The organism is Paraburkholderia flagellata (assembly GCF_021390645.1).
GTDB classification, from domain to species: Bacteria; Pseudomonadota; Gammaproteobacteria; order Burkholderiales; family Burkholderiaceae; genus Paraburkholderia; species Paraburkholderia flagellata.
In genome coordinates, this window is the sequence record NZ_JAJEJT010000003.1 from 839,414 (window position 1) to 852,640 (window position 13,227).

10 protein-coding genes are annotated in these 13,227 nt (G+C 62.1%); 5 read left to right on the forward strand and 5 right to left on the reverse strand.

Going from position 1 to position 13,227, the window contains the following annotated elements; all coding sequences use genetic code 11:
- Positions 1 to 89: 89 nt before the first annotated feature.
- Positions 90 to 650 (reverse strand): hypothetical protein, encoded by a 561-nt coding sequence (locus L0U83_RS27440; protein ID WP_233887292.1) that lies wholly within the window; start codon positions 648 to 650, stop codon positions 90 to 92.
- A gap of 114 nt (positions 651 to 764) precedes the next feature.
- On the opposite strand from L0U83_RS27440, the gene L0U83_RS27445 reads away from it, so the two are divergent.
- Positions 765 to 2,594 (forward strand): beta-galactosidase, encoded by a 1,830-nt coding sequence (locus tag L0U83_RS27445; RefSeq protein ID WP_233887293.1) that lies wholly within the window; start codon positions 765 to 767, stop codon positions 2,592 to 2,594.
- Here the strand turns inward: L0U83_RS27445 and L0U83_RS27450 are convergent.
- Positions 2,591 to 4,513 (reverse strand): alpha-galactosidase, encoded by a 1,923-nt coding sequence (locus L0U83_RS27450; protein ID WP_233887294.1) that lies wholly within the window; start codon positions 4,511 to 4,513, stop codon positions 2,591 to 2,593. The two genes, L0U83_RS27445 and L0U83_RS27450, sit on opposite strands and share 4 nt — an antisense overlap.
- Positions 4,514 to 4,834: 321 nt before the next feature.
- Here L0U83_RS27450 and L0U83_RS27455 point away from each other — a divergent pair, with 321 nt between their 5' ends.
- The 4 genes from L0U83_RS27455 (at position 4,835) to L0U83_RS27470 (ending at position 8,434) form a co-directional block, all read left to right on the forward strand.
- Positions 4,835 to 5,131, forward strand: a complete 297-nt coding sequence (locus L0U83_RS27455) for a hypothetical protein (RefSeq protein ID WP_233887295.1) — start codon at positions 4,835 to 4,837, stop codon at positions 5,129 to 5,131.
- A gap of 353 nt (positions 5,132 to 5,484) precedes the next feature.
- Positions 5,485 to 6,261, forward strand: coding sequence for an ABC transporter substrate-binding protein (locus L0U83_RS27460; RefSeq protein WP_233887296.1), 777 nt, complete (start codon positions 5,485 to 5,487; stop codon positions 6,259 to 6,261).
- A 94-nt stretch (positions 6,262 to 6,355) separates the two neighbouring features.
- Complete coding sequence (locus L0U83_RS27465; RefSeq protein ID WP_233887297.1) at positions 6,356 to 7,471, forward strand: succinylglutamate desuccinylase/aspartoacylase family protein; 1,116 nt, start codon at positions 6,356 to 6,358, stop codon at positions 7,469 to 7,471.
- A gap of 267 nt (positions 7,472 to 7,738) precedes the next feature.
- Positions 7,739 to 8,434, forward strand: coding sequence for a phosphatase PAP2 family protein (locus tag L0U83_RS27470; protein WP_233887298.1), 696 nt, complete (start codon positions 7,739 to 7,741; stop codon positions 8,432 to 8,434).
- A gap of 43 nt (positions 8,435 to 8,477) precedes the next feature.
- On the opposite strand, the gene L0U83_RS27475 is transcribed toward L0U83_RS27470, so the two are convergent.
- Genes L0U83_RS27475 through L0U83_RS27485 form a run of 3 tightly spaced genes read right to left on the reverse strand, consistent with a single transcriptional unit; the run spans position 8,478 to position 12,936 of the window.
- Positions 8,478 to 9,920 (reverse strand): aldehyde dehydrogenase family protein, encoded by a 1,443-nt coding sequence (locus tag L0U83_RS27475; RefSeq protein WP_233887299.1) that lies wholly within the window; start codon positions 9,918 to 9,920, stop codon positions 8,478 to 8,480.
- Positions 9,921 to 9,941: 21 nt separating this feature from the next.
- On the reverse strand, positions 9,942 to 11,120 hold the full coding sequence (locus tag L0U83_RS27480) for a fumarylacetoacetate hydrolase family protein (RefSeq protein ID WP_233887300.1): 1,179 nt from the start codon (positions 11,118 to 11,120) through the stop codon (positions 9,942 to 9,944).
- A 31-nt stretch (positions 11,121 to 11,151) separates the two neighbouring features.
- Positions 11,152 to 12,936, reverse strand: a complete 1,785-nt coding sequence (locus tag L0U83_RS27485) for an IlvD/Edd family dehydratase (protein ID WP_233887301.1) — start codon at positions 12,934 to 12,936, stop codon at positions 11,152 to 11,154.
- Positions 12,937 to 13,227 lie beyond the last annotated feature (291 nt).

Consider the following 13,227-nt stretch of genomic DNA (forward strand, 5'->3'; position numbering starts at 1 on the left):
GCGCGCACACGGGCATTGAAGGCCGCACCGTGCTCGCGCGAAACGTGATGCACGGACGTGACGCGGCCGCCAAGCTTGCTTTCGTCAGGTCAAATCAGGCCGCGCCTGCGCTCCCGGCCGGCAAACGGCACCACGGCCATGGAAATGAGATCCAGTCCGAGGAACAGTCCGAGCAACGGTAACGGCACGCTCGGGAAATTGGCGGCCAGAAAAATGGCGAGCAGGAAAGACAGCGCCGCGCTGACGATGCCGATATTGTTGACCTTCACGTCCTGCCCGACCGACGCAATGATCTTGAAGAAGCCGTCCAGCACGAAGAAGATCATCAGCATCACGGTAAGACCGCGCGCCCGTGCGCTGTCGTTGACCAGAATGAGAATACCGATGAGGACGGGCACGATGACTGGCGGAATGCGCCTGACAGCGAGTGCCCAGTCTTTCGTCGTGAAGAGATTCAAGGCATGCACGAAGCCGCAGAATAGCAGCATCCTTGCGATGAAAAGCGTTCCAATCATTGACCTTGTCGTGAGCGACAAGACGATGCAGAAAATGCCCGCCGCGACGAGAAGCGTTGAGCTGGCAATCGGAAAAATAGCACGCTTTTTCATATTCGAATGTAACTGCGACAATACGGTTACATAGCTCGGCATATCTGACTTGCGCGTATTCTTGCCGGATTATAGGCTTAAGCGAAATTAAGCGTTCTACGATCAGCCGTGGAAGTATAGTGCGTGAGTCCGCAAATACAAGGGCGCGATTGCACTGTGAACCTCGAACGCAGCCACACCTTCTCGTTCAGCCCCAACGGCGAGCACTTCCTGCTCGACGGTGAGCCCTTTCAGATTCGCAGCGGCGAGATGCATCCCGTGCGCATTCCACGCGAGTACTGGCTACATCGCATTCGCATGGCCAAAGCGATGGGCATGAACTGCATCGCGTTGTACGTCATGTGGAATTACCACGAGTCGCGCAGAGGTGTGTTCGACTTCGAGAACGGCAATCACGATATTGAAGCCTTCATCCGCCTGTGCCAGCAAGAAGGGCTGTGGGTGCTGTTGCGGCCAGGGCCCTATGTTTGCGCCGAGTGGGACCTGGGAGGCCTCCCCTCTTACTTGCTGAGCGAAACGGACATTCAGTTGCGCACCGACTCGGCTACGGATGCCCGTTACATGACGGCGGTTGCGCGCTACATCGGCGAACTGGTTCCGCGCATCAAGCCGTTGATGCTCGAAGAAGGCGGCCCGATCCTGATGATCCAGATCGAGAACGAGTTCGGATCATACGCAAGCAATCCCGCGTATCTGGAAGAACTCAGGCAGCTTTGGCTGCGCGGCGGCATAACGGGGCCGTTCTATACCGAAGACGGCCTCGGGCAACTCGAACGCAATCGCAGCACAGTAAGGGGCGGCGCGATTGCGTTGAGCAACGGCAATGCGCAACAAATCGCAGCGGTGCGGCGCGCCTTTCCTGCCGTGCCCGCGATGGCGGGCGAGGTCTACCCGGGCTGGCTCACGCATTGGGGCGAGCCGGTATTCGCTGGGCTCAATTACGATCTTTCCGCCATCTTGACGGAATTCATGCAGTCGAAATTGTCGTTCAACCTCTACGTCATTCATGGCGGCACGAGCTTTGGCTTTTATGCCGGCGCGAACGTGGACGAGTCGGGTAACTATCAACCCGATATCACCAGCTACGACTATGGCGCGCCAATCAACGAGCAAGGGGCGGCCACAGCGAAATACGTGAAGTATCGCGACATCATTGCCAGCTACCTGAGCGAGCCTTTGCCGGACATTCCCGATGGCATCGCCACTCTCCCGGTCCAAACGCTCGCGCCGACCCTCTACGCTTCGATCTGGGACAATCTGCCGGCGCCCCTGCCACGCGAGTCGAGCGTCGATCCGCATTCCTTCGAACACTACGGCCTGACCGCCGGCTTCGTGCTGTATCGCAAGACGTTGCAGACGCAACACGTTGGCGCCCTGGATATCAGCGGCGTTCACGACTATGCGGCTGTTTTCGTGGGCGAGCGTTACGCGGGTGGCGTTTCGCGCGTACAGATTCCGCGCGGCTATGCGCAGGCGTTGCGCGTGATGCATCGCGCGCCGCTCGCGCTTTCCGCCACCTCGAACGGAGCGCCAAAAGCGCTGGAGATCCTGGTAGAGGGCATGGGGCGCATCAACTTCGGGCCTGCGATAGTCGACCGCAAAGGCCTGCTCGAGCCCGTGAAGATGCAATACGCCGATGGGTCCGTCTCGTTGCTCGAGAACTGGGAAGCCTTTCTGCTGCCGATGGATGAAGCGTTCATCGTCGGATTGAAGGAACACTGCACGAATCCGCTGAAACCTGGGCTCTTTTTCAAGGCGCGTCTGGAATTGAAAGAGGTCGGGGACACCTGGCTCGATATGAGCCACTGGACCAAGGGCGTCGTCTGGGTCAACGGGCGCAATCTCGGGCGCTACTGGAATATCGGCCCGCAAAGGCGCTTGTATTGCCCCGCGCCGTGGCTCACGCAAGGCGAGAACGACGTGCTGATCTTCGACCTGCACCAGACCGAGGCGAAGCCAGTGCAACTCGTGAATTCGTTGTATTAGCACCCAACTACCGGCAGGAGTTCCAGCGTGAGAACTTCGAATGGGGCGAGCTGAATTTGAAGTGGCACGTCCGCGTCCAGTACTGCCGGAATGCTGGCCATGCCTGCATGCCAGACACTCCGCGCGTGGAATCGCGTCGCCTCCGCAGCCGGCAGTTCCAGTTGATGCCGCAGCGCCAGTGCGAAGCGCTGCGCCTGGTTGTGCGGATTGCGCAGCGTCACGATTGCCTTGTGGGGCGCCCACGCGGCCCAGCCGTAAATGGCCGCTTCGTCGGGCGCGCCGCCAATCCAATGGCTGTCGCGCAATACGTCGCCGTTCGCGCGCGCCCATAGGGCGGCTCGCGCAAGCACGTTCCAGTCGTCGTCGCCCAGCAGCGAAGGCGTGAGGTATAGCTCCTGCAATTGCGTACCGCTTGCAAAGAACGATCGTACCTCGTGCGCGAATGCGTCCCCTGCCGACGCATTCAGGCGTGGATTGCGCTGCGCAAAGACAATACCGTGCAGCATGAGCGAATTGAGCGGAAAGAACGGGCTGCACTGCACGACGTTGCGATACGTCTGCGCATCGCGGTAGGTGATCCAGCGCTCGCGGTTCGTGCCGCTGCCCGCTTGACCGTCATCGTTACCGCCGCGCCAGATCGCATCGACGTAGCGCAGCCAGAATGGCGAGGGACGCGTACCTGTCGAGAGATTGATGAAGGTTTCGGGTTTGGCTGCGCGAATGTCGCCGATGAGCTGGATCGCCGCGTCCCAATCGCTATCGAAAAGGCTGCCTGGAAACACGCTGTCCGCGTTGCCCGTCCCATCGATTTTGAAATGGTTCACGCCGTCTCTCGCGAGCAGGTTCATCACGACTTCGTGAAAGCGCTCGTAGTACCGCGGCCCCGATAACGCAAAACCGTTGTCGATGACTTCATAGCCGGCGGCGCGCCCGCGCGTGACGCGTTCCTCCTTCGGCGCGCAATAGCCGCCCCAGGGAGACAACCATACGCCCGGCGCGCCGCCATATCGTGCTGCGGCGTCGCGCAGCGGCCCGAAGCCATCTGGAAATGCCCGGCTGAAATGCCAGCCGCCGCCAAGGTCGTCCCAGCCATCGTCGAAAAGAAACGAATCGATCTGCACGCCGCGTGCAGCATACAACTCGTGGCCGATCGCTTCGATACGCTCCAGCGCCTGGTCCTGCGTATAAGGGGTGAGGTAACCGATATCCCACCAGCTGTTGTAGTGCAGAAACGGACGATATGAACGGCCGCGCTCCTGTTCGAGGTATGCGGCGAAATCGCGCCGCAGTTGACCTTCGCGAGCCACGCCGGCCACCGCGGAGTAAGTCAGCGAACGGCTCTTTTCGAGCGGCAGCGCGCGTTGCAGCGTAAAGCTAAAGCCTTCCCCTTCCACGTGGCTGGTTGCGAGCGGCAGTTCGAAGCCTAGATAGAAGTTGCCGGCTACGACCGGCGTGCCCTTGCGTTCGCTGCTAGCCTGCGCGCCGGCAGCCCGCGCTTGCAGCAACGAAACGACGGCGATGGCTTCGTCCTGGCGCACGGCGGTCAGTTCCAGCCTCATACGCAGATATCGCGCGCCTTCGCGCTGCTCTGCGCTCCATTGCGCGCGCAGGCGTCCCTGGGCGTCTCCCAGCGTGATGCTCACGCGGCGGCCCACGACTCGTTCGGCCAATCGCGATGCCTGAGGGTTGGCGGCGAGCACGTCTTCCCGTACGGGTGCAAGCACGCGCATTGCGGTCGGGCCGAGTGTCGTGCCGTCCGCGAAGGTCAGCGCGAATGGCGTGTCGATGGGCAGCGCGCGTTCCCCTACGCAATCGAACAGCGAGAAGCGGGTCAGGTGTTCATCCGCGAGTGTCCAGCGCAACGCAATTGCATCGTTCCCGAACGAGCAGACCTCGTCCTGCTTCCGGAATTCGGGCATTCTGGCTTGCGTAGAAGTTCGTTCGTCGGCACGCATGGGAAACCTGTCCTTGGCGCAAACAGCCTTTATAGGGTAATGGCAACTGGCATGCGCACTCAACCCGCTCCGTGTTCAAGCGTGTAGTGGCCCTAAAGCAGCGCACACGAACGAACGTCAATGACGCGCAGCCTGATTTGCTTATGGGAACCTTAAGCCAACTATTTTTCCCGCGGCTTTACCACCGGTTACACGATTGACAAATCTGCGCATTCCTTCCGTAAGCTCAGCGACTAGAATCCGCTTCCATCGCAACCGCGTCCGTTGAATGGAATAGAGATCATCATGAATCGCCTGACGTTTTATCTACTCGCAGGGCTCGCAGGGACGTGTGTCAGCAGCGCGGCATCGGCCCATGCCGATATCGGTGTCTATCTCGGCGTTCCCGGTCCGGTTTATGCCGCGCCCGAGCCGGTGTACATGGCGCCGCCGCCAGTCGTTTATGCAGCGCCGCCCGCAGCGGTCTACGAAGCGGCCCCGGCTTACGGCTACTACCGCTACGACCACGACGAAGACGAGCGCCACTGGCATGACCACGGCCGCCATCGTGGCTGGGAACATCATCACGGCGACGACGACTAAACGGCGCGGGTCAGCCAGATAGTGCGCGCGCAACATAACGCTTGCACCTGCCGCTGTGCTCGCGCAACTGCCGGGCACGCTCCCGCGACAGCAGTTGTCTTCGTCTAGGCTCATAAAGTTGTCTAGTCAATAAGCGCTCACAACACGCCCTTCCCTGCCCCCTACCTTTCAGCCCGGCATGCAACGCTTGCATGTCGGCGCGTTTACACCTTCCGCCAGCAAAAACCCTAGTTGTTTCATTATGTGAGACTCATTATCTTGTCTATACAACACGGCTGACGTGACAGCCCGCTGTTGACCAAGCCGCCTTCCGCCTTGGCGGCGTTGAAAGACATACTGGAGACTCCACGTCAATGAAGAAGTTTGCCCTGTGCATTGCGATGCTCGCCGTCGCAACCTCCGTCTGCGCGAAGGACTGGACCACGGTCCGCTTCGGCGTGGATGCGAGCTATCCCCCGTTCGAATCGAAAAGCACGGACGGCAAGCTGGTCGGCTTCGACATCGACGTCGGCAACGAAATCTGCAAGCGCATCAACGCGAAGTGCGTTTGGGTGGAAAGCGAATTCGACGGCATGATTCCGGCGCTCAAGGCGAAGAAGTTCGACGCCGTGCTCTCCTCGATGTCGATGACGCCGCAGCGTGAAGCGCAAATCGCATTCTCGTCAAAGGTCTTCCACACGCCTAGCCGTCTCGTCACGAAGAAAGGCTCGACCCTCCAGCCCACGGCCGATTCGTTGAAGGGCAAGACGGTTGGCGTCGAGCAGGGAACGACTCAGGAAGCCTATGCCAAAGCCAATTGGGCGCCCAACGGTGTGAAGATCGTGCCGTACCAGGATCAGGACCAGGTCTATGCGGATCTGCTCTCCGGCCGCCTCGACGCTGCGCTGCAAGATGCTGTGCAGGCCGACCTGAGCTTCCTGAAGACGCCGCGCGGCGCAGGCTTCGTGTTTGCGAGCGGCGAGCTGAGCGACCCGAATGGCATCCTCGGCAATGGCGCCGCCATCGGCCTGCGCAAGGACGACACCGACCTGAAGGTCAAGATCGATAAAGCGCTCGCGGACATGATCAAGGACGGCACGTACAAGAAAATTGAATCGCGATACTTCGCATTCGACGTGTACGGTTCGTAAGCGCAAGCACTACACAAGTGACGAAGGCGCGGGATACTCCCGCGCCTTTTGCCCTTCTTCAGCCGATGAAAATTCACCTCGCGCTCACGCCATCATGCAAACTCAAACCCATCCGCTGATTTCGCCGGCGCTCGGCACTGCGCGGCACCTCACGAGCTTCCACTACGGCCCAACCGGCGCGCAGAAGATCTACATCCAGTCGTCGCTGCATGCCGACGAACTGCCCGGCATGCTGGTCGCCTGGGCGTTGCGCAAACGCCTCGCTTCCCTCGAAGCCGCGGGAAAGCTGCGCGGCGAGGTCGTCGTCGTGCCCGTGCCCAATCCGATCGGCCTGAATCAGCGCCTGCTGGGCCAGTTGCTCGGCCGTTTCGAAAGCGGCACCGCGGCCAATTTCAATCGCCACTTCCACGATCTTGCCGAACTCGTGCTTCCGCGTGTCGGCCCTCGACTGAGCGGCGACGCGCAGCAGAATCTGCTCGCCGTGCGCGCTGCAATGCGAGAAGCGCTTGACGAACAGGCGCCCACCACCGAACTCGGCTCGCAACGTCTCGCGCTCCAGCGCCTTTCGTACGACGCCGATGTCGTGCTCGACCTGCATTGCGACTTCGAAGGCGCAATGCATCTCTACACGAACCCCGATCTGTGGGCCGATGTCGAGCCGCTCGCGCGGTATCTCGAAGCGAAAGCATCGCTCTTCGCGCTCAATTCGAACGGCAATCCCTTCGACGAGATTCACAGCTTCTGCTGGTCCGCGCTGCGCGAGCGCTATGGCGAGCGCTATCCGATTCCCAACGGCGCGGTTTCCGTGACGATCGAACTACGTGGCCAGGCGGACGTGAGCTACGACTTCGCCGAGCACGATGCGAACGCCATCATCAATTACCTGACGCATCGCGGTGTGATCGAGGGCACGCCCGCGCCACTGCCTCGGCTCGAATGCGCGGCCACGCCGCTCGCGGGCGCCGAATCGCTCATCGCGCCGGCCTCCGGTGTGCTCGTGTTCCGCACGCCGGTTGGCGTGAGGGTCGAACCTGGCCAGCCTATTGCCGATGTGGTCGATCCGCTGACCGATCGCGTCACTACGATCACGAGTTCCGTGACCGGCATGCTGTACGCACGTCAGCGCACGCGCTTCGCCACTGCGGGGATGGAAGTGGCGTGGGTTGCCGGCGCCACGCCGCTGCGCAGCGGGTCACTGCTGCCTGATTAATTTATTTAGGGTCATGCGAAAGAATCTGTGACGAGGCGTAACAGCAGGCCAGCCGGCACATCGCAAAGGAGATTGCCTGCCGTTGCAGCGCAATCAGCACGCGAGCAAGCGCCATTTACACTTGCTTTCGATTCTTTACCTATGCGCGGCGGGTTAAAACTTACGATTGCTGACGCCTAACATATCGGGCACCAAGGCGGCCGGGGACCTCCGTTTCAGGCCGCCTTTCTCATTCGTAAATAACGTCTGCGGAATAGCCCACAATCAATGAACAGCTTCGATGTCGTCATTCTGGGAGCGCTCACCCAACTCGATCTGCCGCCACTGCTCAACCACGCGATCCGGGTGATGGCGGGACTGTATACGTTCAAAGGTTATTTCCTCATCCCGTTCATCGTGTGGATCTGGTTCCAGCCGAGCGAGCGGCGCGAGTGGCGGCGCGAGATGATGATCGCCACGGTGGCCAGCGGCCTGATCGCGCTGGCAGCGGGCCGCCTCCTCGCGCGCTTTCTGCCGTTCCGGCAACGGCCGATTTTCAATCCTGATCTGCATCTGCATTTCGCCTCGTCGTCCTTGCGGGCAGCCGGGCTGACCGACTTCAGTTCGTTCCCAAGCGATCACGCCATGCTGTGGGTGGCGATTGCAATGGGGATCTTCCTTGTATGGCGTTTCGTCGGTGCGCTGGCGATTTTATATGTGGTACTAATCATCTGCCTGCCGCGTGCGTATCTCGGCTATCACTACCCCACGGATCTGATCGCGGGCGCCGTAATCGGCGTGGTGATTACCTGGCTGATGACGCGCGACGCCATCAGGAAGCGAACCGCCGAGCCCGCTCTGCGCCTGATGACGCGCTTTCCCGGGCCGGCCGCCGCAATCGCATTTCTCGTGTGTTTCGAACTCGTCACGCAGTTCGACGACCTGCTGCAACTCGCCCACTCCGTGTCGCACGCAATGAGCTGAAAGTCGGCGCGGGCGGTGCCTGCTGCGCACCGCCCGTGCGGCATCAGACTGCGCCCGGATTCACGTACGAAGTCTTGACCGTGGTGTAGAACTCGCGCGCATAGCTGCCTTGTTCGCGCGGACCGTAGCTCGAACCCTTGCGGCCACCAAACGGAACGTGATAGTCCACGCCCGCCGTTGCGGTGTTCACCATGACCATGCCGGCCTGCACGTGGCGTCGGAAATGGTTGGCATAGCTGAGCGACGTCGTGCAGATGCCCGCCGACAAACCGAACTCCGTGTCGTTCGCCACGGCCAGCGCCTCGTGATAGTCCTTCACCTTGATGACCGAGGCGACAGGGCCAAATACCTCTTCGCGGTTGATGCGCATTTCCGAAGTCGTGCCGGTGATGAGCGCGGGGGCGAGGAAATAGCCGCGGGTGGCGCCTTCGACACGCTCGCCGCCGTACACTTCGCCACCCTCTTCGCGCGCAATCGCGATATAGCGCTCGTCCTGCTGAAGCTGCTTGTCGTCGACAACGGGCCCGATGTGCGTGCCGTCCGCCAGCGCGTCGCCCGTCTTGAGCGTCTTCATGCGGGCCTTCATCGCTTCGATGAAACGGTCGTGAATGCCTTCGGTCACGATCAGTCGGCTCGACGCCGTGCAACGCTGCCCCGTAGAGAAGAATGCACCGTTGATGCAGGCTTCCACGGCCACGTCGAGATTGGCGTCGTCGAGCACGACCATGGGATTCTTGCCGCCCATCTCAAGCTGGAACTTCTTGCCCGTGGCAAAGCACTTCGCGCCAATCGCGCGGCCCGTCGCGACCGAGCCGGTGAAACTCACGGCGTCGACATCAGGAGAGCTGACGATTGCCTCGCCCACCACCGAGCCGCGCCCCATCACGAGGTTGATGACGCCGGCCGGCGCGCCCGCCTCAGCAATGATCTTCACGAGTTCCCACGTGCTCGCCGGCACGAGATCGGCGGGCTTGATGACGACCGTGTTGCCATAGGCCAGCGCAGGGGCGATCTTCCAGGCGGGAATGGCGATCGGAAAGTTCCAGGGCGTGATGAGCCCGATCACGCCGATCGGCTCGCGCGTCACCTCGACGGTCATGCCCGGGCGCACCGACGGCACGATCTCGCCGCCCAGGCGCAGCGCCTCGCCGGCGAAGAACTTGAAGATCTGCGCGGCGCGGCCAACTTCGCCGATGGCCTCAGGCAGCGTCTTGCCCTCTTCGCGCGCGAGCAGGCGGCCCAACTCGGCCTTGCGCGCGAGAATGACGCTTCCCACCTGGTCGAGCAGGTCGAAGCGCTGCTGCGGCGTCGAAAGCGACCACTGCGCGAAGGCTTCGCGCGCGGCGGTGATGGCGTTGCGCGTCTGCGCGTCATCTGCCTGCGCGAATTCGCCGATTGCGTCGTCGAGATTGGACGGATTGACGTTGGTGGAGGCCGTGGCGCCGCGTACCCATTCGCCGCCGATGTAATTGTCGAACTTGTTCATGGTGTTTCCTGGTTCAGTGGCTCACAGCAATCCGCGCGAAGCCAGATTGCGATAAAGCGCGCGCACGCCGAAGGTCCACGGCGCGAGTGCCGTGCTCAATTGCACGGTGTTGATCAGCGCGCCGAGTTCCGGCGCGGAGATGGTGACCTTGTCGCCGAGATGATGCGTAAAGCCGCCGCCAGCCGTATCGCGGTCCTTGATCGGCGAGAACATCGTGCCGAGAAAGAGCATGAAGCCGTCGGGATACTGATGATGAGGGCCCCACGTTTGCGCCACGAGGTCGGCCGGGTCGCGGCTGATTTCGCTCATGTGGCTGATGCCCTCCAGAACGAAGTCATCGTCCGCACCTTCCACGCGCAGCGCGACGCTCGTCTTGCGCACCGTGTCGAGGTTGAACGACTCGTCGAACAGACGCACGAACGGACCGATCGCACACGAGGCGTTATTGTCCTTGCACTTGCCGAGCAGCAGCGCCGAGCGGCCTTCGATGTCGCGCAGATTCACGTCGTTGCCGAGCGTTGCGCCGACGATCTCGCCGCGGCTGTTCACGGCCAGAACGATTTCCGGCTCGGGGTTGTTCCAGACCGATGCGGCCAGCAAGCCGACGTCCGCGCCAAAGCCCACAGCCGACATGGGTTGAGACTTCGAAAAGACTTCCGCGTCGGGTCCAATGCCCACTTCCATGTACTGCGACCACGCCCCGCGCCGTTCGAGTTCCGCCTTGAGCTTCATCGCTTCTTCCGAGCCCGGCTTGATCTTCGAGAGATCGGTGCCGATCGTGGCCGCGATTGTCTCGCGAACTTCCTGTGCCTTCGCGGGGTCGCCGCCCGCCTGCTCCTCGATCACGCGCTCGATCAGGCTCACCGCGAACGTCACGCCGCATGCCTTGATAGCTTGAACGTCGTTGGGCGCGAGCAGACGCAGCGCGCTCGCCGGGCTGCCTGGCAGATTCGCTTCGATCAGTTTCTCCACCGGGCCGAGCGATTCACCGCTCACGGTACGCGCAAATTGCGCGACGTCTTCGCGGTCGAAAAGGTCTGCGGTCGTCGGCGCGCTGGCCGTGATGTCGATGACTTCGCCGTTGCGAACGAGCACGACGCACGGGCCTTCGTGCTCGCCTGCCTTGCGCCACACGCGGCCAACGAGCAACGCCTGCCCGACGTCGCCGGGAAGCCAGTTTGATGGGGTGTTCGAGGTCATGCTGCCTCCAGTTCAGTCCGGTGTTTAGTGATTAATGTGAATGGCGCGGGTTGCCACGCTCGGCAATGACTTTCAGATAAAGCGTGGCGGGCTCGAGGCATCCGCCCGTGGACAGTTGCCCCACCGTCTTGCGGTACAACTCCTGCCACGGCGTTTGTGCAGGCGGAACTTCGAAGTGCGCAGTTTCGCGGCGCCGCGCAAGCTCGGCCTCGTCGACCAGCACGTTCACGCTGCGCGCGTTCAGGTCCACGCGAATGCGATCGCCCGTTTGCAGCAGCGCGAGACCGCCCCCCACCGCCGCCTCAGGCGACATGTTCAAGATCGACGGGCTTGCCGACGTGCCGCTCTGGCGGCCATCGCCGAGCGTAGGCAGCGACGTGATGCCCTTGCGCACCAGTTCCGCCGGCGGCGCCATGTTCACCACTTCGGCGCTGCCCGGATAGCCCACCGTGCCCGTGCCGCGAATCACGAGAATGCAGTGCTGGTCGATTTCGAGCGACGGGTCGTTGATGCGCGCGTGGTAGTCCTCGGGACCGTCGAACACGATCGCGCGCGCCTCGAAGGTATTCTCCGCGCCCGGCTCGCTCAAGTAGGTTTGCCGGAAGGCGTCGCCGACCACCGACATCTTCATGATCGCGCTGTCGAAGAAGTTGCCCGAAAGGACCATGAAGCCCGCGCCATGCTTGAGCGGATCTTCCGTTGTCCTGATGACTTCGCGATCGGGCTCGGGCGTGCTGTCGGCAATGGCGCCAATGGTTCGGCCCGATACCGTGAGGCATTCACGATGCACGAGGCCTGCGCGATCGAGTTCGCGCAGGACGCCAGGCACGCCGCCCGCGCGGTGGAAACTTTCGCCAAGATACTCGCCCGCCGGCATGCAGTTGACGATGAGCGGCACCTTTTCGCCAACGCGTTGCCAGTCTTCGAGGCTCAGCTCGATGCCCATGTGCCGCGCGATGGCGATGAGGTGCGGCGGACAATTGGTGGACGCACCCAGCGCGGAGGCCACGACGATGGCGTTCTCAAACGCCTCTTTCGTCATGATGCGCGAAGGGCGCATGTCGTAGCGCACCAGGTCGACAATGCGCTTGCCCGTTGCGTACGCCATCTGGCCGCGCTCGCGGTACGCCGCCGGAATGCTGGCGCAGCCGGGCAGCGACATGCCGAGCGCTTCGGCAAGGCTGTTCATCGACAGCGCCGTGCCCATGGTGTTGCAGTGGCCGATGGAGGGCGACGAAGCCGTCGTCAGTTCCATGAAGCCCTCATAGTCGATTTCACCGGCCGCCAGCAGGTTGCGCGCATGCCAGATGACCGTGCCCGAGCCGACGCGCTGGCCGTTATGCCAGCCGTCGAGCATCGGTCCGCCCGACAGCACGATGGCGGGCATATCGACCGTTGCGGCGGCCATCAGGCACGCAGGCGTGGTCTTGTCGCAGCCCGTGGTCAGCACGACGCCGTCGAGCGGGAAACCATGCAGGATCTCGACCAGGCCCAGATAGGCCAGGTTACGGTCGAGCGCCGCCGTGGGCCGGCGGCTCTGCTCGGCAAGCGGATGCACCGGAAATTCCATCGGGATGCCGCCCGCGTCCCGAATGCCCGCCTTCGTGCGCGCGGCGAGTTCGATGTGGTGGCGATTGCAGGGGGCGAGATCGCTCCCCGTTTGCGCAATGCCGATGATGGGGCGCCCCGATTGCAGTTCTTCGCGGGTCAGACCGTAGTTCATGAAGCGCTCGACATACAGCGCGGTCATGTCCGCATGGGCCGGATCATCGAACCATTCCTGGCTGCGCAGGCGCCGTGCATTGGGCTGGGTCATATCACTTACTCCGTTATTTCGTGTCTCGACGATGTCGCCGGCGCATATTTGCGCCCGCACCGAATTGTTATCGGTAACATTTCTGGATATTAGCACTTTGCGTTCGCGCTGTGCACCAGGTGAGACCACGCGTTTTCCCGGCTAAGGCGTGGCCCCGGCCGCCCCGACCGAAGTCGTCCGGCTTGCCCTGGCACGCCCTGCCGTGCTAATTTAGCGCCCGCAGTGTTACCGATAACAAGACAGCGCGTTGTTCACCGACAGCGCCGAGATCCAGCAAACACACCACGAACT

Excerpts from the sequence above, each read along its gene's own strand:
- L0U83_RS27480 (WP_233887300.1), bottom strand. The coding sequence starts at position 11,120 with ATGACCTCGAACACCCCATCAAACTGGCTTCCCGGCGACGTCGGGCAG.
- L0U83_RS27450 (WP_233887294.1), bottom strand. The coding sequence starts at position 4,513 with ATGCCCGAATTCCGGAAGCAGGACGAGGTCTGCTCGTTCGGGAACGAT.
- L0U83_RS27455 (WP_233887295.1), top strand. The coding sequence starts at position 4,835 with ATGAATCGCCTGACGTTTTATCTACTCGCAGGGCTCGCAGGGACGTGT.
- L0U83_RS27485 (WP_233887301.1), bottom strand. The coding sequence starts at position 12,936 with ATGACCCAGCCCAATGCACGGCGCCTGCGCAGCCAGGAATGGTTCGAT.
- L0U83_RS27460 (WP_233887296.1), top strand. The coding sequence starts at position 5,485 with ATGAAGAAGTTTGCCCTGTGCATTGCGATGCTCGCCGTCGCAACCTCC.
- L0U83_RS27470 (WP_233887298.1), top strand. The coding sequence starts at position 7,739 with ATGAACAGCTTCGATGTCGTCATTCTGGGAGCGCTCACCCAACTCGAT.
- L0U83_RS27475 (WP_233887299.1), bottom strand. The coding sequence starts at position 9,920 with ATGAACAAGTTCGACAATTACATCGGCGGCGAATGGGTACGCGGCGCC.
- L0U83_RS27440 (WP_233887292.1), bottom strand. The coding sequence starts at position 650 with ATGCCGAGCTATGTAACCGTATTGTCGCAGTTACATTCGAATATGAAA.
- L0U83_RS27465 (WP_233887297.1), top strand. The coding sequence starts at position 6,356 with ATGCAAACTCAAACCCATCCGCTGATTTCGCCGGCGCTCGGCACTGCG.